At 71.0% G+C, this 18,128-nt stretch carries 17 protein-coding genes; 9 read left to right on the plus strand and 8 right to left on the minus strand.

Annotated features, from left to right (window positions below):
- Positions 1-13 precede the first annotated feature (13 nt).
- Positions 14-1,012 carry a phosphotransferase gene (locus OG624_RS36345; RefSeq protein ID WP_266354416.1) on the minus strand — a complete coding sequence of 333 codons (999 nt, stop codon included), beginning with the start codon at positions 1,010-1,012 and terminating at the stop codon, positions 14-16.
- 43 nt (positions 1,013-1,055) lie between these two features.
- On the opposite strand from OG624_RS36345, the gene OG624_RS36350 reads away from it, so the two are divergent.
- Both OG624_RS36350 and OG624_RS36355 read left to right on the plus strand, forming a co-directional pair.
- Positions 1,056-2,357, plus strand: a complete 1,302-nt coding sequence (locus OG624_RS36350; RefSeq protein WP_266354415.1) for an aminotransferase class I/II-fold pyridoxal phosphate-dependent enzyme — start codon at positions 1,056-1,058, stop codon at positions 2,355-2,357.
- A 6-nt stretch (positions 2,358-2,363) separates the two neighbouring features.
- Complete coding sequence (locus OG624_RS36355) at positions 2,364-4,214, plus strand: FAD/NAD(P)-binding protein (protein ID WP_371640395.1); 1,851 nt, start codon at positions 2,364-2,366, stop codon at positions 4,212-4,214.
- 49 nt (positions 4,215-4,263) lie between these two features.
- On the opposite strand, the gene OG624_RS36360 is transcribed toward OG624_RS36355, so the two are convergent.
- Positions 4,264-6,348 (minus strand): protein kinase domain-containing protein, encoded by a 2,085-nt coding sequence (locus tag OG624_RS36360; RefSeq protein WP_371640396.1) that lies wholly within the window; start codon positions 6,346-6,348, stop codon positions 4,264-4,266.
- Between the two features lie 233 nt (positions 6,349-6,581).
- Positions 6,582-6,731, minus strand: a complete 150-nt coding sequence (locus tag OG624_RS36365) for a hypothetical protein (protein ID WP_371640397.1) — start codon at positions 6,729-6,731, stop codon at positions 6,582-6,584.
- A 122-nt stretch (positions 6,732-6,853) separates the two neighbouring features.
- Here OG624_RS36365 and OG624_RS36370 point away from each other — a divergent pair, with 122 nt between their 5' ends.
- From OG624_RS36370 to OG624_RS36380, 3 genes are all read left to right on the plus strand, one after another.
- A complete protein-coding gene (locus tag OG624_RS36370) occupies positions 6,854-7,168 on the plus strand; it encodes a hypothetical protein (RefSeq protein WP_033215929.1) in 315 nt (104 codons plus the stop codon).
- Between the two features lie 238 nt (positions 7,169-7,406).
- On the plus strand, positions 7,407-7,880 hold the full coding sequence (locus OG624_RS36375; RefSeq protein ID WP_033215931.1) for a hemerythrin domain-containing protein: 474 nt from the start codon (positions 7,407-7,409) through the stop codon (positions 7,878-7,880).
- A gap of 196 nt (positions 7,881-8,076) precedes the next feature.
- Positions 8,077-9,192 carry a glutamate--cysteine ligase gene (locus tag OG624_RS36380; RefSeq protein ID WP_033215932.1) on the plus strand — a complete coding sequence of 372 codons (1,116 nt, stop codon included), beginning with the start codon at positions 8,077-8,079 and terminating at the stop codon, positions 9,190-9,192.
- 14 nt (positions 9,193-9,206) lie between these two features.
- On the opposite strand, the gene OG624_RS36385 is transcribed toward OG624_RS36380, so the two are convergent.
- Both OG624_RS36385 and OG624_RS36390 read right to left on the minus strand, forming a co-directional pair.
- Positions 9,207-10,796 carry a phytoene desaturase family protein gene (locus OG624_RS36385; RefSeq protein WP_371640398.1) on the minus strand — a complete coding sequence of 530 codons (1,590 nt, stop codon included), beginning with the start codon at positions 10,794-10,796 and terminating at the stop codon, positions 9,207-9,209.
- On the minus strand, positions 10,789-11,241 hold the full coding sequence (locus OG624_RS36390; protein WP_371640399.1) for an SRPBCC family protein: 453 nt from the start codon (positions 11,239-11,241) through the stop codon (positions 10,789-10,791). Before OG624_RS36390 ends, OG624_RS36385 begins: the two co-directional genes overlap by 8 nt.
- A gap of 328 nt (positions 11,242-11,569) precedes the next feature.
- On the opposite strand from OG624_RS36390, the gene OG624_RS36395 reads away from it, so the two are divergent.
- Positions 11,570-12,052, plus strand: coding sequence for an MSMEG_6728 family protein (locus OG624_RS36395; RefSeq protein WP_371640400.1), 483 nt, complete (start codon positions 11,570-11,572; stop codon positions 12,050-12,052).
- Between the two features lie 239 nt (positions 12,053-12,291).
- Entirely contained in the window at positions 12,292-13,521 is a 1,230-nt protein-coding gene (locus OG624_RS36400; protein WP_033215935.1) for a GNAT family N-acetyltransferase, read from the plus strand.
- 281 nt (positions 13,522-13,802) lie between these two features.
- Here OG624_RS36400 and OG624_RS36405 read toward each other — a convergent pair whose 3' ends face one another.
- Both OG624_RS36405 and OG624_RS36410 read right to left on the minus strand, forming a co-directional pair.
- Positions 13,803-14,081, minus strand: coding sequence for a GlsB/YeaQ/YmgE family stress response membrane protein (locus OG624_RS36405; RefSeq protein ID WP_033215936.1), 279 nt, complete (start codon positions 14,079-14,081; stop codon positions 13,803-13,805).
- Positions 14,082-14,577: 496 nt separating this feature from the next.
- Complete coding sequence (locus OG624_RS36410) at positions 14,578-14,844, minus strand: protealysin inhibitor emfourin (RefSeq protein WP_033215938.1); 267 nt, start codon at positions 14,842-14,844, stop codon at positions 14,578-14,580.
- Between the two features lie 461 nt (positions 14,845-15,305).
- Here OG624_RS36410 and OG624_RS36415 point away from each other — a divergent pair, with 461 nt between their 5' ends.
- On the plus strand, positions 15,306-15,701 hold the full coding sequence (locus OG624_RS36415) for an ATP-binding protein (RefSeq protein WP_033215940.1): 396 nt from the start codon (positions 15,306-15,308) through the stop codon (positions 15,699-15,701).
- Between the two features lie 41 nt (positions 15,702-15,742).
- On the opposite strand, the gene OG624_RS36420 is transcribed toward OG624_RS36415, so the two are convergent.
- Positions 15,743-16,018, minus strand: a complete 276-nt coding sequence (locus OG624_RS36420; protein WP_033215942.1) for an isoamylase early set domain-containing protein — start codon at positions 16,016-16,018, stop codon at positions 15,743-15,745.
- A gap of 277 nt (positions 16,019-16,295) precedes the next feature.
- Between OG624_RS36420 and OG624_RS36425 the strand changes: the two genes are divergently transcribed.
- On the plus strand, positions 16,296-18,128 hold the full coding sequence (locus OG624_RS36425; protein ID WP_033215944.1) for a glycoside hydrolase family 15 protein: 1,833 nt from the start codon (positions 16,296-16,298) through the stop codon (positions 18,126-18,128).

An 18,128-nucleotide genomic window follows, 5' to 3' on the forward strand; every position in this document is an offset into this window, starting at 1 on the left:
CCCGCGGCCGTCCTCACGGAAGAGCCGCGCCGCGGTCGCACAGATATCGGCTGAGGAACTGCCACGACCTGCGGGTGTCACCGGTGACGCGGTGCGGCCGGCGGAACGCACCGACGTAGGCCGCGATGTTCTTGAGCTTCCACGCGACGTCGTACAGGGCGAGCGCGTCCGGAGACACGGTCCGGCCCGTCCGGCGGGTGTAGCTCCGGAGCACGTCGGTCGAGCCGGCCGCGACCATCCACAGGTCCCGCTCCGGCGGCGCGAGTTGCACGGTGTCCCAGTCGATGAGCCGGAGCCCGGCGCGGCTGCGCACCAGGTTGCCCGGATGCGGTTCCCCGTGGGTCACGACCCACGCCGCCGCCGTGCTCCGCACTCGGCCGACGAGCGCGTCCATCGAGGCGAGCAGCTCACGGACGTACCCGGCGTGCGTCAGGAGCAGCGAGCGGGCCGGTTCGGAGTGCGGGCCACCCGGCCAAGGGTTGTCGAGGGCGTCCAACGCCTCTTCGAGGCCGCTTCGGCCAGGCAGGCTCAGATCCGTGCGAGGAGCCCCGGCCGCGGCGACCGCAGTGGCCGCGTGGAGGTCGGCGAGGAGTTCGACCACCTCCGGCAGGTCCTGCGCGCGGTGCACACCGAAGAGGCCCGCTTCACCGTCCACCATCGGGCGTATGGAGACCGCCTGCCGCGGCGTCACGAGGTGCACCATCGTTCCGGCCCGGGTCGGGAGGGGGGCCACCACGAAGCGCAGACCCGCGTCGCGCCGAAGGACGAGTGCGGTCCGGAAGGCGCTTTCCAGCCGGGTCCGGGCGCCTTCCCGCACATCGCCGCCGGCACTCCCGGAACCGAGGTCGTCGACGGTGACGAACCATGACCGTTCCGCCTCGTCGACCATGACCCAGTGGTAGCTGCCGGCTCCCAGGGGGAGGTACTTCACCGATCCGATGCCGATCGCCCACCCATCGGCCACCGCCGAGATCACCTCGGCCTCGTCCACACCCTCAGGCTTTTCCTTCATGAGGGGTGATGGTGCTCCTTCGGGCAACCAATAGCCAGTGGAGATGATGCAGTTGGACATCCCAGGTATCACCGACGTGCTTTCTCTCATCGGCAGTCACGACACGAGGGCTCGCCGATCCATCAATTTCACGCCGAGTGAGAACGTCCTGTCGCCGCTCGCCCGAGTCCCCTTCGTCTCCGACCTCTACGCACGCTATTTCTTCGACTACTTCCGGACATCCTTCGTCAGCGGCCTCGACGCCGGACGGGTGCAGATGGAGATCCTCGAGCCGATTCTGCGACAGATGGCCCGGGCCGAGTACGTCGACGTGCGCCCGATGTCGGGGATGAATTGCGCGACGATCGCCATCGCCGGCTTGTGCCGGAGCGGGCAGACGATGCTGACCGTACCCGTGGAGGGCGGTGGCCACACGAGCACGGCGGCCATAGCGGACCGCCTCGGTGTGAGGACCCTGCCCGTCCCCATGCGCGACACGCATTTCGTCGACGTGGAACGGCTCGACCGGCTGCTCGCCGCCGAGCGGCCGGCACTTGTCTACTTCGACCAGTCGAGCCTGCTGTTTCCGGCGGACCCGCGGCCGATCCGCGAAGTCATCGATCGGCGGTCGCCTCGGACGGTCCTCTACGTCGACTCCAGCCACACCAACGGCCTCATACTGGCCGGGGCGTTGCCCAGCCCGCTGGACCGGGGGGCGCACGCCTTCGGCGGTTCCACCCATAAGACGCTGCCCGGTCCGCACAAGGGATTCGTGGCGACGAACGATCCCGAACTACGCGACCGTATCGCCTCGATCGCTTACCACTTCGTCAGTCAGCACCATCTCGCGGCGGCCGTCTCCCTCGCCATCACACTGATCGAGATGCGGGACTGCGGCGGGAAGGAGTACGCGTCGCGCGTCCTGGAGAACGCTCAGCGATTCGCGCGGGGACTCTCCGACCGTGGGATTCCGGTGGTCAGGACCGAGCAGGGTTTCACCCGTTGTCATCAGGTGTGGGTCCTGCCCCCGCCGGGGACCGACGCGGCCGCCCTCTCCCGGCGCCTTTACGGACAGGGCCTTCTGGTGAATCTCTTCCCGGACCTTCCGGGCGTCAGCCGCCCGGTCTTCCGTATGTCGATGGCCGAGATGACCCGATGGGGAGGAACCGAGCGCGAGGTGGACGACCTGGTCGACATCTTCGCCGAGCTGCTGAGCGCAGGCCGCGACGATCTCCGGGCGGAGGTGGCCGACGTCAAGTCGAGGCTGGCGAAACCGCGTTACTGCTACGACTACGACCAGCTCGCGGCCATGGGCGTCGACAGCGGCCTGCTGAGCCTCTTCCAGCGCATCGAGCAGAATGCGTAGGCACCGGTGACTCGCCCCGCCGAGGTCGTCATCGTCGGGGGAGGACCACGGGCGACCGGTGTGCTGGAGAGAATCCTCGCCAACGTCCCCGGGATGCTCCCCGCCCGGGATCTGCACGTGCACGTCGTGGACCCGTATCCACCGGGTGCCGGACGCGTGTGGCGTGCCGGGCAGTCGCCGCTCATGTGGGTCAACGTTCCGGCCCGGGACATCACGATGTTCACCGACGAGACGGTCCGGTGCGACGGTCCGCTCCGGCCCGGGCCGTCGCTGGACGAGTGGGCGGGGACGTCCCGCGAGCGCGGCGCGGACGAGGAGGGGATCTACGCCGGCCGACTGCTCCAAGGCGACTACCTGACCTGGGTGTTCGGCCGGATCGTCGCGGAGCGGCCGACCAACGTCCGCGTATCGGTGCACGCGACCCGCGCCACCGGGTTGACCGGCGGGCCCGACGGCAGGCAGCTGGTGCGGCTCGCCGACGGGGAGCAGTGCCTCCCGGCGGACATCGTCATCCTGGCTCTGGGGCACCTCGACGGCGGGCAGGATCGACAAGCCTCCGAGCTGGGGGCCTTCGCGGACCGGCACGGGCTGGCGTACGTGCCGCGCGCGTATTCCGCCGATGTGGACCTGTCCGTGCTCCGACCACGGGAGAAGGTCATCGTCCGGGGCTTCGGGCTGGCGTTCGTGGACCTCGCCGTCCTGTTGACCGAGGGCCGGGGCGGCGCCTACCGCGTCGGGGGCGACCGCCGACTGCACTACCTGGCCTCCGGCGAGGAGCCGCAGCTGTACGTGGGTTCGAGGCGCGGCGTGCCGTACCGGACCAAGATCTCGTACCGGCCGTCCGGCGCTCCCGCTGCGCTGCCCCGGTTCTTCGACGGGTCCGCGTTCCAGCATCGGCCGCCCCAGGAGATGGACTTCCGTACCGAGTTGTGGCCGCTGATGGCCAAGGAGATCGGCTGGGCCCACTACCACGAGCTGTTCACAGCACACCGGGACCGCGTGGCGGTCGACTGGGCGGACTTCTCGACGCGCTACGCCGCCTCCGACTGGAACTCACGCCGATTGGCGGAGCACATCGAGGCGTGCGTCCCCGACCCGGTGGACAGGCTCGACCTCGGTCGGCTCGACAGGCCGCTCCGCGGCGTGTGGTACGAGAGGTTCGCCGACCTCCAGGCCCATGTGCGCGGCCATATCTCCGCCGATGTCGCACGGCGCGGCCAGGGTGCGCACAGCGCCGACCTCGGCACGGTGTGGGGACTGAAAGCGGTCTCGGGGCAGTTGGCCACCCTCCTCGGTGCCGGGCGGCTCTCGGCGCGATCCGAGGCGAACGACGTGGCCGGCTGGTGGAAAGGGTTCTACGACTACGTCTGCAGCGGTCCCCCCAGCCCCCGGGCACGCCAACTGGTCGCCCTGTCGGAAGCCGGCGTCCTGAACTTTCTGGGGTCCGGGATGTGGCTGGTCCCCGACGAGAGCCGCGGCGTGTTTCGGGCAGGCAGCGCCAACACGGCACACACGGTGGACGCGACGTCGTTCGTGGAGGCACGACTGCCGCAATCCGACCTGAGGCGCTGCCCGGACACCCTGCTGAGGGGGCTGCTCGACCGCGCCGAGGCCGTCGAACACGTCGTCACGGACCAGGACGGCTTCACCCACCGGTCCGGCCTGCTGCACGTCTCACCCGACGACTTCCGCGTGGTCGACGCCTCGGGCCGGCCACATCCGCGGCGCTACGCGCTGGGCCCGTTCACGAGTATCCGCCACTTCGCCACCTTCGGCCGCCCGCGGGCCAACGGCCTGTCCTTCCGGCAGAACGACGCACTGGCCCGGCACGCGCTGCGTACCCTCGGCGGTGACTGAGCCCACCTGGCCGGCGCCAGGAGGGCTGAACCGCGGCTTTCCCACGCACTCAGCGCCAGGAGGGATGCCCCTCGGAGGCGGCACCGGTGGTGAGCACGCGCTCGCCGGTCTTGTCCGCTCGCACGGCCCAGATGACGGGCTGCTCGTACGGGCCGCGGACGAAGGCCACCCACGTGCCGTCGGCGGACCAGGTGGGGTCCATCTCATGGGCGCCGGTGGCGATCAGCTCACGATCGTTGCTTCCGTCGCTGTTCACGAGGCGGATGTCGCCCTGGGTGCCCCTGCCGTAGGCCCCCGCCGTGTAGGCGAGGGTGGCGCCGTCGGGTGACCACACCGGGTCGAGTGCCACGTGGGGCAGCCGGGTCACCTGCTGCGGGGCGCGGTCCGGGGCCTCGGGATCGACCGTGTGGATCTGCCAGTTCTCGGGATCCGTCAGCAGGCAGACCGCGATGCTCTTGCCGTCCGGCGACCACGCGGGATCCTCGACCTGGCTCGTGCCCGAGGTGAGCTGGCGAGCCGCGCCGTCGGCGACGCCGACCACGAACAGCTGCTGTACGCCGTCCTTCTTGCGCAGCACGGCGAGCCGGCTGCCGTCCGGCGACCAGGACACCCTGCCACCGGCGATGGAGGTGATCCGGCGCGCGTTCGAACCGTCGGCGTTGGCGGTCCAGACGGCCGTGCCCTCGGACGTGGTGCGGGTGAACGCGAACGACCTGCGGTCGGGGGACCACTGGGGCAGGACGTCGCATGTGCCTGCGCCGCCCGGGATGAGCGCCACGGGCTTCTCCGCCGAGGCGTCCCGGCGGGCGATGACGCTGCGGCACGTCCCGGGCCAGCCCGGGACGGTGTCCTGCCGGATCAGCAGCGGATCGGTCGGGAACGGTGCCGGGGTCGGTGCGGATTCGGTGGGTGCGGAGCCGAGGCCCTTCGAACCGTCCTTGGTCGAATGGCTCCAGGGCTGCCACACGAACAGACCGGCGGCCGCGAGGGACGCCACGAGCACCGCGGCCACCACCGCGCGGCGACGCCGGGGCTTCTCCGCGACCACGGGCGGCACCTGCGCGGCCGCAGGGCCGGGGTCGGGGGAGGGGGCGGGGGTGGGCTGCGCCGCGGGCCCTGTGGCGGTGGGCGACCGTTCGGTACGGGGCTCCGCGACGACCGGCGGGGCATCCGGGAGCGGGACGTCCTTCGAGGCGTCCTCCAGGACGTCCTTCGAGGTGTCCTGGCGGGTCTCCGACGGGCTGTCCGGTGTGGTGGGCCGCACCATCGGCTCCGGCACCGGGAGCAGCTGCGTCGCCGCTTCCGGCAGCCAGGAGTCACCGTCCCGGTGGCGGACGGTGAGAGTACCGAGGAAGGCGGCCGGCGTGGGCCTTGCCGCCGGGTCCTTGGACAGACAGGCGCCGATGGCTTCGCGGAGTTCGATGGGCACCGCGGACAGGTCCGGCTCTTCGTGGACCACCTTGTAGTGCCTCGCCGCGGACGGGCCGTCGCCGAAGGGCACGCCGCCCGCCGCCTGGGTGAGCACCACCCCCAGAGCGAACATGTCGACCGCGGGGGAGAGCGCCCTACCACCGGTGAGCTGCTCGGGTGCCAGGAAGCCCGGCGTGCCGATCTGCAGGCCGGTCTGCGTCAGTGCCGTGCCGTCCAGGGCGCGCGCGATGCCGAAATCGATGACACGCGGCCCGTCCTCGGCCACGATGATGTTCGCGGGCTTCAGATCGCGGTGGATGACCCCCGCCCGGTGGATCGCGTCGAGTGCCTCGGCCAGGCCGGCCGCGAGGACGGTGAGCGTGTCCAGGGGCAGCGATCCGACACGCGCGAGCACCGCTTGCAGGGTGGGGCCGGGCACGAACGCCGTGACCAGCCAAGCCGGATCCCCGTCCGGGTCCGCGTCCACCACCGGAGCGGTGTGGAAGCCGCCGACCCGCCGCGCCGCGGCGACCTCGTCGGCGAACCTGCGCTTGAAGCCGGGCTCGGTGCTCAGCTCGGGACGTACGACCTTGATGGCGACCGCACGACCGGACCGGGAGCGGCCCAGATAGACCACACCCATGCCTCCCTGACCGAGCCGTCCCACCAGCCGGTAGCGGCCGTCGCCCAGCGAGGTGGGATCCCCCGATTCGAGCGGCTTCATATGTCCCCCGTTTCACACCTTGCGCAATGAACAGCCTCTCCCTACCTGTCGCGCCGTCCACCAGTCAAGCGAGGCCCTCGCGGAGTCCACCGGCCAGGAGCGACGGGGACGTCGAGCAGCAGGAAACCGCGTGGGCCGAAGTCCCCGTATGCGCGGGTGGTTGCTGCCGCCACGACGTCGGTCCCGGCACCCCCAGGGGGTGCCGGGACCGACGTCGTGGTACGGGAAAGAGATCAGCCGGGTCGGCCGCCGAAGGGGCCGCCGATGCCGTAGTAGGTGCCCAGTTCCTCCCGGTAGCCGGCGTCGCCGAGATGCTTGTCCCGGTGGAACTCGGGTGCGTTCCGTACGTCGTACTCGGCGGATGCGCTGCGTTCCGCCCGCACATTCGCCTTCCCCGCTTCCACCGCCGCACGCACCCGGATTTCCGGTGCGGGGGCGGGTGCTGAGGCGATGGCGGGGTAGGCGCGCTTCGACCGGACCCCGAACCGAGGAGGAGACCGCCGCCATGAAGCAGCACACAGCAGAGCAGGCCTCGCTGATCGCCGACCGGATGCGTGGGAAGGCGGAACGAGCCGCCCGACTGGTGCGGGACAGGACCCCCGACCCGGTCCTGGACAAGACCGTTCAAGCCGCCGCACAGGTGTGGGACGGTGCGGCACGCGCCGGCCGGTACGCGGCGGACAAGACCCCCGAACCACTGCTGGAGAAGGCCGGTCGGGCCGCCACGGTCGCACGCGGCAACCGCACTGCGCTCCTGCTCGCCGGCGCCGCGGTCATGGGGTTCGTACTGGTCCGCCGTAGCCGTGGACGTCGGCGATGAAGGCTCCACGGTCGGGCGCCGTGGTCGTACGCGGCATGACCGTCACCTGGCCCGGCTGACGCGCAGGCGGTGCCGGCCCCGTACAAGGGGGCCGGCACCGCCTCCCAGCGGACGGCGTAGGCGTGTCGCCCGTCCTGGCCAATCCCTCGTTCCGGACGAGCGATCCGAAGGCGGGCCGGGTACACGGGCCTGGGGTGACCGGCCGCGTCGCCCGGTGCTGCGGAGTCTGGAGGCGTTGGTGGACGGGATCGTGCTGCTCAAGGAAGACCACAAGGCGGTCGAGAAGCTGTTCAAGCGGTTCGAGAAGGCCGGCGAGGATGCTCACGCGGAGAAGCGGAAGATCGCCGACCAGGTGATCGGCGAGCTCACCACGCATACCTGGATCGAGGAGAAGATCTTCTACCCGGCCGCACGGGAGGCGGCGCCCGACACCAAGGACCACGTCTTGGAGAGCATCGAGGAGCACCACGTCGTGCTGTGGATGCTGTCCGAGCTGAAGGACCTGGACGCGACCGATGAGCGGTTCGACGCCAAGATGACCGTGCTGATGGAGAACGTCCGTCACCACGTCGAGGAGGAGGAGAAGGAGTGGTTCCCCGAGGTCCGCAAGGCCATGGGGCGTAACCGCCTCACCGAGCTCGGCGAACAGATGGAGACGGCGAAGAAGAAGGCCCCGGGCGAGCCCCTCGCGGTCCCGAGCGCCAAGCACTGACCGGGTTCCGCCCCCCTCTCCCGACCGTCTCTTGTCGCCCGCCCGCGCCCACCCACGCCCACCCACGGGCACCCGCGGGTGGGCGACAGGAGACGGGTCGGCTCGCCGGACAGGGCGCTGTCTTCCGGTGGCGGCATGGTCGAGGGGAGACCGGGCAGGTGCGGGGCATCTGACCGTTCGATCCACAGGCGGCGTCATGCGAAGCGTAGGCGTGGAAGAAGAGCTGCTGCTCGTGGACGCCGACAGCGGTGCCCCGCTCGCCGTGTCAGGAGCGGCGCTGGCGGCCGCGGAGCGCTCGGCCTGGCAGCGCCCCGGCACGAGCGGTCGACGGGAACATGAGTTCGAGAAGGAACTGCAGAAGGAACAGCTGGAGTTCGCCACGAAACCGGTGACCGAGATGGGCGAGCTCCAGGAGGAGATCGTCCGCATCCGCCGCGAGGCGGCCCGCCACGCGGCGAGTGCCGGAGCCGTGGTCGCGGCGGTCGCGACGTCCCCGCTGCCCGTCAAACCGTCGTTGAGCGTCGGACGACGCTACCGGTGGCTGGGCGAACAGTTCGGACTGACGGCGCAGGAGCAGCTGACCTGTGGATGCCACGTCCACGTGTCGGTCGCGTCGGACGTGGAGGGCGTCGCGGTCCTGGACCGCATCAGGCCCTGGACGGCCGTTCTGACGGCGATGAGCGCGAATTCGCCCTTCTGGCAGGGCGAGGACAGCGGGTACGGAAGCTACCGCAGCCGGGTGTGGAACCGATGGCCGTCCGCCGGCCCGGTCGACATCTTCGGGTCCGCCGATCGCTACCACGAGCAGGTCCGCACGATGATCGACACCGGAGTGCTGCGCGACGAGGGCATGATCTACTTCGACGCCCGTCTGTCGGCCACCTATCCCACGGTCGAGGTCCGGGTCGCCGACGTGTGCCTGGATGCCGAGACGCCGGTCCTGCTCGCCGCCCTTGTCCGCGGTCTGGTCGAGACGGCGGCCCGTGTCTGGCAGGACGGGCGGCCTCCGGCCAGGATCGGTACGAGTCTGCTGCGACTGGCGTCCTGGCGGGCCGGACGTTCCGGCCTGGACGGTCCCCTGCTGCACCCCGAAACCATGAGGCAGACCTCTGCCGAGGACGCGGTCGAGGCCCTGTACCGGCACGTGCGCGAGGCATTGGAGGACCAAGGCGACGACGAGCGGGTCCGGGAAGGCATCGCGCACCTGCACGAACGGGGGAACGGTGCCCGCACGCAGCGTCGGCTGTACGCCGAAGCGCAAGAACTCATGACGGTCGTCACTCGGTGTGCGGAGCTGACGATCGCGCCATGAGGGGCGCGTACGCGTCACACGCGTCGGGCGCGGTGGAGGAGGGCGTGCAGGCCGTGGGCGCGCAGGGCGGCCCGGGCGGCGTTCGCGCCCGGTGCGCCGTGGACGCCGCCGCCGGGGTGGGCGGCCGCGGAGGCGAGGTAGAGGCCCTTGACGGGGGTCTCGGGGCGGCCGGTGCCGGGGGTGGGGCGGAAGATCGCCTGCTGGTGCAGGGCGGTGGTGCCGTTGTTGATGGCGCCGTTGTGCAGGTTCTCGTCCATGGCCTGCAGCGTGGTGGGTGCCAGGACGCGGCGGGCGCCGATGAGCCCGCGGAAGCCGGGTGCGAAGCGTTCCACCTGTGCCTCGACGCGGTCGGCCATGGCTTCCTGGTCGCGGGCGTCCCAGCGCCCGGTGATGTCGTCGGGACCGGCGTCGGAGGTGATGCGCTGCGGGACGTGCGTGTAGGCCCACGCCGATTCCGTACCGGCCGGTGAGCGGGTCGGGTCCGCGGTGGTCATCTGGCCGAACAGGGCGAACGGCTCGTCGGGTACCTGCCCCATGGCGATCTGGGCGGCGAACCGGGTCAGGCCGTCGACGCCGTCGGCCACGTGGACCGTACCCGCCCCGGTGGCCTGCGGCGCCGTCCACGGCACCGGGCCGGTCAGTGCCCAGTCGACCTTGAACGTCGCGAAATCCCACTGGAAGCGTTCCAGGTCCCGCAGGAGGCGGGACGGGAGGTGTTCCTCGCCCACGAGGTCCTGGTACAGGGCCGGCGCCGACGTGTCCGCCAGTACGGCCCGCCGCGCGCCGACGGTTTCCCCGCCCGCGGTCCTGACCCCGACCGCGGTGCCCCCGCGCACGACGACGGACGCGACGCGCTCCCCGCAGCGCAGGACACCGCCCTTGCTCCGCAGACGGCTCACGAGCGCCGCGGTCAGAGCGCCCGCTCCGCCGACGGGGACCGGGAAGCCGTGGCTCTGCCCGAGCATCGACATGAGCCAGCCGAAACCACCGCTGCCCGCCGCCTCGGGGGCCAGGTCGGCGTGCAGGGCGTTGCCGGCCAGCAGGAGCCGGCCCCCGTCCCCGGCGAACTGCTCCTCGCCCAGCCGGCGCACCGGCAGGGCCAGCGTTCTGGCCATCCGCAGCCCGCCGGCGGCGCGGAGCCGCGCGGCCAGCCGCAGCCCGGAGCGGACCGGAGGGAAGGGCGTGAACAGGGCCTGCACGAGGTCCGGCCCCACCCGGGCCCAGGTCCGGTACAAGTCCTCCCAGGCGTCGGCGTCGGCAGCGGCGAAACCGGCCAGGCCCGCGCAGGTGTCCCGCACCCGGCGCTCCAACACGGCGCACCGGCCGTCCAGCAGCGGGTGCGCCAGTACGGACGGGGCGTGGCTCCATCGCAGCCCCTCGGCGGCGAGGTCGAGACGGGCGAGGACCGGGGAGGCGGTGGCCAGCGGATAGAAGGCGCTGAAGACGTCCGAGACGTAGTCCGGGTGCACCCCACGGTCACTGCGTACGGCCCCTCCGGGCTCCTCCTGCGCCTCCAGGACCTCCACGCTCCACCCGGCGTCGGCCAGCAGGTTCGCAGCCACCAAACCGTTGGGGCCCGCGCCGATCACCACCGCGTCAGGCACGGAGCACCTCGCCGGGCTGCTGCTCCACGACCCTGGCCAGGCGTGGCAGCATGCCCCGGTGCCGCAGCTGCAGGGCCGCTTCGACGACGGAGTTGTGCAGGGAACCTCCCAGGCCACGCAGGGGGTGCTCGTCGCAGACGACGAGCGTTTCCTCGCCCCACGGCCTGAGCTGGAGGAAGATCCGCGCGGTACCGAGCGACTTGAACGACGCCTCCAGCTCCAGCTCCTTGCCGAGCTCCCTGTGACGTACCGTCGTCACTCCTTCGGTCGACCAGGGGCCGAGGCGCACGGTGTAGCGGAGCCGGGATCCGACCTCTGGCCAGAGTTGATCGAGCGGTGTGGACTCGGACGGGCCCACCACCCACTCCCCGTACAGGGTCGGGTCGGCGAGTACGGCCCACACGCTCCGCGGGGGGCGCCGGACGAGCTGATGACGGACGGCCATGGGGACTCCTTGTGCTACCGGAACGTTCTGCTACCGGAACGGCATGGACGGGGACGCGGCGCGCGAGCGGTACCCGAGCGGGGGCGGGCGGGGACGGCCCGGCTTCCGAGGACGCGTCACGCGGTCAGTGGCCGGGAGCGTTCATGGTGCGCGTACCCCGATCACGTCGCATTTCACGCAATTCGGTCCGTTGGTTCCGGTGGCTCTCGTCGTGAGGCCGGGCTCCGGGGCCTCTGTCAGGCTCGCCCTGGGCCCGAGGGGCAGCGGGTCGCGGTCGCGGCGCATGCGTGCCGTGCCGGTCGTCACCGCGGTATCGGAGGGAGACCTGGTGCAGACGTTCCTTCCGTTTCCGTCGTTCGACGCTTCGGCGGAGGTGTTGGACGCACGACGGCTCGGCAAGCAGCGGGTCGAGGCCGTGCAGGTACTGCGTGGCCTGGTCGTTCCGGGTTACGGATGGCGCAGGCATCCGGCGGTGCGCATGTGGGTGGGGTACGAGGAGGCACTCGTCCGGTACGGGCTGGAGATCTGCGGGGCGTGGACCGCGCAGGGGCACGCCGATACCTGTGCCGTCACCCTGGTCGAGGACTTCGGGGCGTGGCGTCCGGGGGGCACCGCCCCACGGACGCAGGAGCGGTTGGCCGCCGTCGGGGACCTGCCGCCGTGGCTGGGCGCGCCGGACTTCCACCGAAGCCATCAGTCCGCGCTGGTGCGCAAGGCCCCGGCCTTCTACCGGGATCGCTTCCCGGGGGTACCGGACGACCTGCCGTACGTCTGGCCCCGGTCCGACCGGGAGGCGGACGGGCTGCGGTGAGCGCCGGGCAGGCCAGGGCTACGCCTCGGGCTGAGGGCGGCTGCTCAGAAGCAGCCTGACCCCTCGCTCACGATCGACCGACCGCCGATCACCGCCCCCACCCCCGACGTTGGGCTGGGACCGGATTGTGCTGTGACCGGCCCGGGCTGAGCCATAATTCGTCTGGCCACGGGTCAACACGGCACTGTGGCCGGACATCACGAGTCGTGGTGCCGGTATCCCGAGGAGGCACGGCCGCAATGGAGATCCGTTCTACGACCGACAAGGATCTCGACGTCTTCGTTGACACGGTCCATGCCGCGTTCGGGCGCTTCCCGGAAACCCCGACAGAGGGCGGTGGGCTCTGGTGGTCGGCGCTCGAAACGGACCGCTGCCTGCTCGCCCTGACCGAGGACGGACGGCCCGTCGGCACCGCCGCCGCGCACCCTTTCGAACTCACCCTGCCCGGTGAGACCGTCATCCCGGCTTCCGGGGTGACCGCTGTCGGTGTCCTGCCCTCCCACCGGCGCCAAGGCGTGCTCAGCACGATGATGCGGCACCAGCTCACCGAGTTCCGTGCACGAGGAGAATTCCTCTCCGTGCTGCTGGCCTCCGAGGCCTCCATCTACGGCAGGTTCGGCTACGGGCCGGCGACCTACACGGAGCGGCTGACGGTGCCGCGCCACCGGGCCGCCCTCGCCGTTCCCCGGGCCCGCACCGTCACGGGCGCCCCAGCGGCCGGCCCGGACAACACCTCGGTCGAGGTACTGCGGCGTGCCGAGTGCGGCGAGATCCTGGAAGAGGTCTACGACCGCTACCGCCGTGCCCAGCCCGGCGCACTGTCCCGGCCGCACCGCTGGTGGGCCCTGCGCGCGGGGCAGCCCCCGATCTCGCCGGCGCCGCGCCACGTCGCCGTCCACCGGGACGCCGACGGCATCCCCGACGGGTACGCCAGCTACTCGGTCGAGTCCGGCACCCTGACGGTCGACGAGACCATCGCCACCGACGCCGCCGTCTTCACGGCCCTGGCCCGGTTCGCACTCGGACACGACCTGGTCTCTCAGGTCGTGTTCCGACACGTCCCGCCCGAGCACCCGCTGCGCTGGCAGCTTGCGGACTTCCGCGCCGGCGAGGTGAGCGGCGTGATGGACTGGCTCTGGGTGCGGCTGCTGGACATCCCGGGCGCGCTGACCGCACGTGGCTGGTTCACGGACGGCGAACTCGTCCTCGACGTCGACGACCCGTTCCTCGGCGAACAGGGCCGCTACCTGCTGACCGTCCAGGACGGCAAGGCCGTCTGCATCCCGACGGACCGGGAGCCCGACCTGTCCCTGGACGTGCGTGACCTGGGCTCGATCTACCTCGGCGGCACCGCCCCGAGCACGCTCGTGCGTGCCGGACACATCCGGGCCCACCACCCGAGCACGGTCACCCTCGCCGACGCCCTCTTCCGCGCCGACCGTCCCCCGCACTGCCTGCACTGGTTCTGACCGCGCGCTCGCCGACCCTGCACAAACCGCGTCGGCCCACAGTCACCCCTCGGGGCAGACGCTCCCGAATCACGAAGGGGTGAGCCGGTGTAGTGATACGGGTCCTCAGTTCGGAGAAGCCGACACGGCACCCACATCGCCCGCAGCGAACTGCCGCGCCTGGAGCGTACGCAGCCGCATCCGCACCTGCCCGCCACCTGACGGTGGCGGGCAGGCGGGCGGAGCATGCACGGTGCCCGAAGAGGCGGAAGGCGTTCTACGCCGCCACGCCGCGGCCGCGATCAGGCATGGCGGTGAGAGCGCCGGCCTCCGGTGACCATGCGGTACAGGGCCAGGAGTATGACGGAGCCGACGATGGCGGCGATCCAGGTGGAGATGTCGAAGAAGCCGTCGATGGAATCGACGCCGAAGACGACCTTGCCGAGCCAGCCGCCGAGGAGGCCTCCGGCGATGCCGATGAGCATCGTGATGAGGAGGCCGCCCGGGTCCTTACCCGGCATGATCGCCTTGGCGATGAGGCCGGCGAACAGACCGATGAGAATCCACGCAATGATGCCCATGATGCGTCTCCTGCTTCGTGAGATGAGGCCAGGGTCAAAATCGCTTCTACACGCGCGCCGCGCTTTCAAACGTGGGCAGCGCGTCCCGATCGGCCCTGGCGCGGGCCGTCGTACAGTGCGGGACCCCGTCGGTCATCACCGCCCCATCGGTGGCCGTTTCGCGACGGTGCCCGTGGCGCATGCGACGCACGTGCCGGGGCAGGCGACATGTCGGGGCCGGCCGGCCGCCTGTGACCGCGTGATGATGGCTCACCTCGCGGTGCCGACACGCATGGTGGTGGAGGAGTACGAGAAGGCGTCGGAGCTCCGGACCCCGGACCCCCAGGACGGATGCGGCAGCGGCTGGAGGATGTCGTCGACGCGGCCGGCGAGGGGCCGCCGGCACGGGACGGTCGGGCCTTGAGCGGTACGACGGCACGGTCCGCCCGTGCCGTGCCGTGCCGTACCGGCCCCGGTCGGGTCGGTACGGCACGAAACAATGCCGGCGGAGGGGCGGTCAGAGGGCGGTGGTCAGAACGGCGTCGATCAGTTGCCGCTGCTCCTCGGTGAGGTACGGATCCTGTAACTCCACCAGCTTGCTGTCGACGCGCAGGACGTAGCGAAAGCCGTCGGGAACGGGTTCCTGCTCCGCGGGGCCCTCGGTGCTGAGCGCGAGCTCGGCCAGCCGTTCCAGCTCGGGCCCGTCGGCACGGCACTCCGTTTCGAGCGACGCCGTCTTCTCCCCGCCTGCGAACCCGCCGGTGCGGGTCACGGTGATCAGCATGGTGTGGGACCTCCTTGAAGAGAACACCGCCTGGTCGTGCGGTCGTTCGGCCGGAGCCGGGCACTCGGAGGCGGTGCATCGTTGTGGTCGGTCCTCACCTGCCCGCAAAAGCCGCTCGCGCTCCGCCCCGCGTACATCGAGCGCAGAATGTCCGAAAGAGGTCCTGCAGCACCCGCACGCCCGCGCCACCCACCCCTCGGCGCGCCTGCGGGACCGGTTCGGTGCGCGGTACGTGTCGTTCCTGTCCGTCGATGTCGTCGGTCGCCGTCTCTGGACCGCAGCGGTACCCGGCTCGTCAATGCCGGCCACCCCTGGCCCCTGCGGTTGCGCGACGGCGCGGGAGGGGCCGCGCGAACGCCTGAGCCGGCGCCCGGCCCGGATGCATCATCGTGGGGCGTTTGCCGGGTTCCTCCTCCCCGGATCGGGCAGGTGCCTCGTAGAGCACGGCGGGAGGAGGACGTATGGACGTACCCGTCCTTGATCGGTCCCTGCCCCGCAGCGGGCAGCCCACGACGGCGGCGCGCGACGCCACCCGAGCCTTCCTCCACCATGCCGCACGCATCCGGGCGCCCGCCGCACCGGGGAGCGACGACGCCGTGCTCCTGGTCGTGGGCGAGCTGATCGCCAACGTCATGCGCCACACCCGTGGGCCCGCATCGCTCCACCTCGAACTGAACGGTGACCACATCGACATCCGCGTCACCGACACCAGCCCCGACCCGCCCGAGCCGCGCGCGCCCCACCTCGACGGCACCGGCGGATGGGGGTGGCAGCTGATCAATCACCTCACCACCGACGTGCACATCGAACCCACCGCCGACGGCGGGAAAACCATCTGCGCCCGCGCCCCCTGGTAGGGGCCTCCGGTAGGGCCGGTGGCGTAGGCCAGGGCCGCAGATCAGGTGTGGAGGCGGCTGTTGGTGCCGTCGTGGCTGTCGGCCTGTTCGTCGTCGAACCAGTGCCCGCCGACCGCGAGGTACCGGAAGGAATGGGCGCTGTTGGTGGGGAGGGCGACGGACGCGGCCCGGGTGCCGTCTCCGCGGGATGCCATCGGGTGGGCGGCAGGGTTCCAGTGGTTGAAGTCTCCGACGACGCTGACAGGCCCGTCCGGAGCGTTGTCGGGGAGGACGAAGGTCACCTGGGTACGGCCCTTGAGCCGCTTGCGTTCGAGCACGGAAAGACTCCAGCCACGAAGAAGGGGAACCGGTTCGTGCATCCTTGCGCTGCCGAGCGCGCCCGCGGCTGCGCGGGGCCGTAACCCGGGCGGAGCTCACCCGGGTGGCCGACACCTGAGGCGAGGCGCTGACCTGGGAGATCGTTCCCCTCGCGTGCCTCTCGGTCCGCCGCTCCTCTCCGGGTCGCCGCGCCGCGATCCCGGGGCGTTCTACCATGAAGAACAAAGTCTTCTGCATTCCCGCACCCGCTCACGGCGAGACGGTAGGGAGGCCGGCATGGAGTTCGGCACCGGATCCGGGGGAATGGACGACGCACGCTATCTGCCGATCTCCGAGCACGGCCTGATCGGGGATCTTCGTACCGCCGCGCTCGTCGGGACCGACGGAACGATCGACTGGTACTGCTGCCCACGCTTCGACGCACCGAGCGTCTTCGCGTCCATCCTCGACGCCGACAAAGGCGGATCGTGGCAGCTGGCCGCCGATGTGCCGGCGCGTACCCGGCAGTTCTACTTCCCCGACACCAACGTCCTGATCACACGCTTCTATGCGGCCGACGGAGTGGCGGAGATCCAGGACTTCATGCCCGTCGTCGACGAGTCGCGCGAGGCGGCCCGGCACCGCCTGATCCGTCGGGTGATATGCGTGCGCGGAACCCTCCCCTTCAGAACCCGGGTGGCCCCGCGCTTCGGCTACGGCGCCGAAGCGCACACCGTACGTACGCAGGTCCACGAAGCCGTCTTCGAGGCCCCGTCGATCTCCCTGGCGCTGACCTCCACCGTGCCGCTCGAAAGCGACGGAACGGACGTGGAGTCGCACTTCAAGCTCCTCGAAGGCGAGTCCGTGGTCTTCGCCCTCGACAAGATCGGCGATGACCTCCGCCCGCAGGCCTGTCCGCACGCCGAGGCGGAGGAGCAGTTCGAGGCGACGGTCCGGTTCTGGCGCCACTGGCTGGGCCGCTCGCGCTACCGCGGCCGGTGGCGGGAGATGGTGCACCGCTCCGCGCTGGTGCTCAAGCTGCTCACCTATGTGCCGACCGGTGCGATCGTGGCCGCCCCGACGACCAGCCTGCCCGAACGGGTCGGCGGTGAGCGCAACTGGGACTACCGGTACGTGTGGGTCCGCGACGCCGCCTTCGCCATCTACGCCATGCTCCGCCTGGGCTTCACGACGGAGGCCGAGGCGTTCATGGGCTTCCTGTCCGACCGGGGCATCATGCGGGGCGTCGGCCCCACCGGGCCGCTGCAGATCATGTACGGCATCGACGGGCGTACCGACCTGCCCGAATCCGAGCTGCTCCACCTCGAAGGGCACCTGGGATCCGCTCCGGTGCGGGTCGGGAACGCCGCCACCAAGCAGCTCCAGCTGGACATCTACGGCGCGCTGATCGATTCGGTCTACCTCTACGACAAGTGGGGGCAACCCATCAGCAGTGATCACTGGGACGAGGTCGGCGCGGTGGTGGACTGGCTCTGTGACCACTGGGACCAACCCGACGAGGGCGTCTGGGAGACCCGGGGCGGCCGGCGGAACTTCGTCTACTCGCGGCTGATGTGCTGGGTGGCGATCGAACGGGCCATCCGGATGGCCAACCGGCGCGGCCTGCCCGCCGATCTTCCGCGCTGGCAGCGGAGTCGGGACGCGATCTACCGGCAGATCATGCGAGAGGGCTGGTCGGCGAAGCGCGGCGCCTTCGTCCAGGGGCTGGGGGACGACGTGCTCGACGCCTCCGTGCTGATGATGCCGATGGCCAAGTTCATCTCGCCCACCGATCCGAAATGGCTCTCGACCCTGGATGCGCTCACCACGGATCTGGTCTCCGACTCGCTGGTCTACCGCTACGACCCGGAGGCCAGCCCGGACGGCTTGCGCGGCGCCGAGGGCACGTTCTCGATCTGCTCCTTCTGGTACGTCGAGGCGCTCACGCGTGCCGGACGTCTGGAGGATGCCCGTCTGGCCTTCGAGAAGATGCTCACCTACGGCAACCACCTCGGCCTCTACGCGGAGGAGATCGGCCGGAGCGGCGAGCAACTCGGCAACTTCCCGCAGGCGTTCACCCACCTGTCGCTCATCAGCGCGGCCTTCAATCTCGACCGCGCCCTCGGCTGA

The sequence above is a fragment of the Streptomyces virginiae genome (assembly GCF_041432505.1).
Taxonomy (GTDB): domain Bacteria; phylum Actinomycetota; class Actinomycetes; order Streptomycetales; family Streptomycetaceae; genus Streptomyces; species Streptomyces virginiae_A.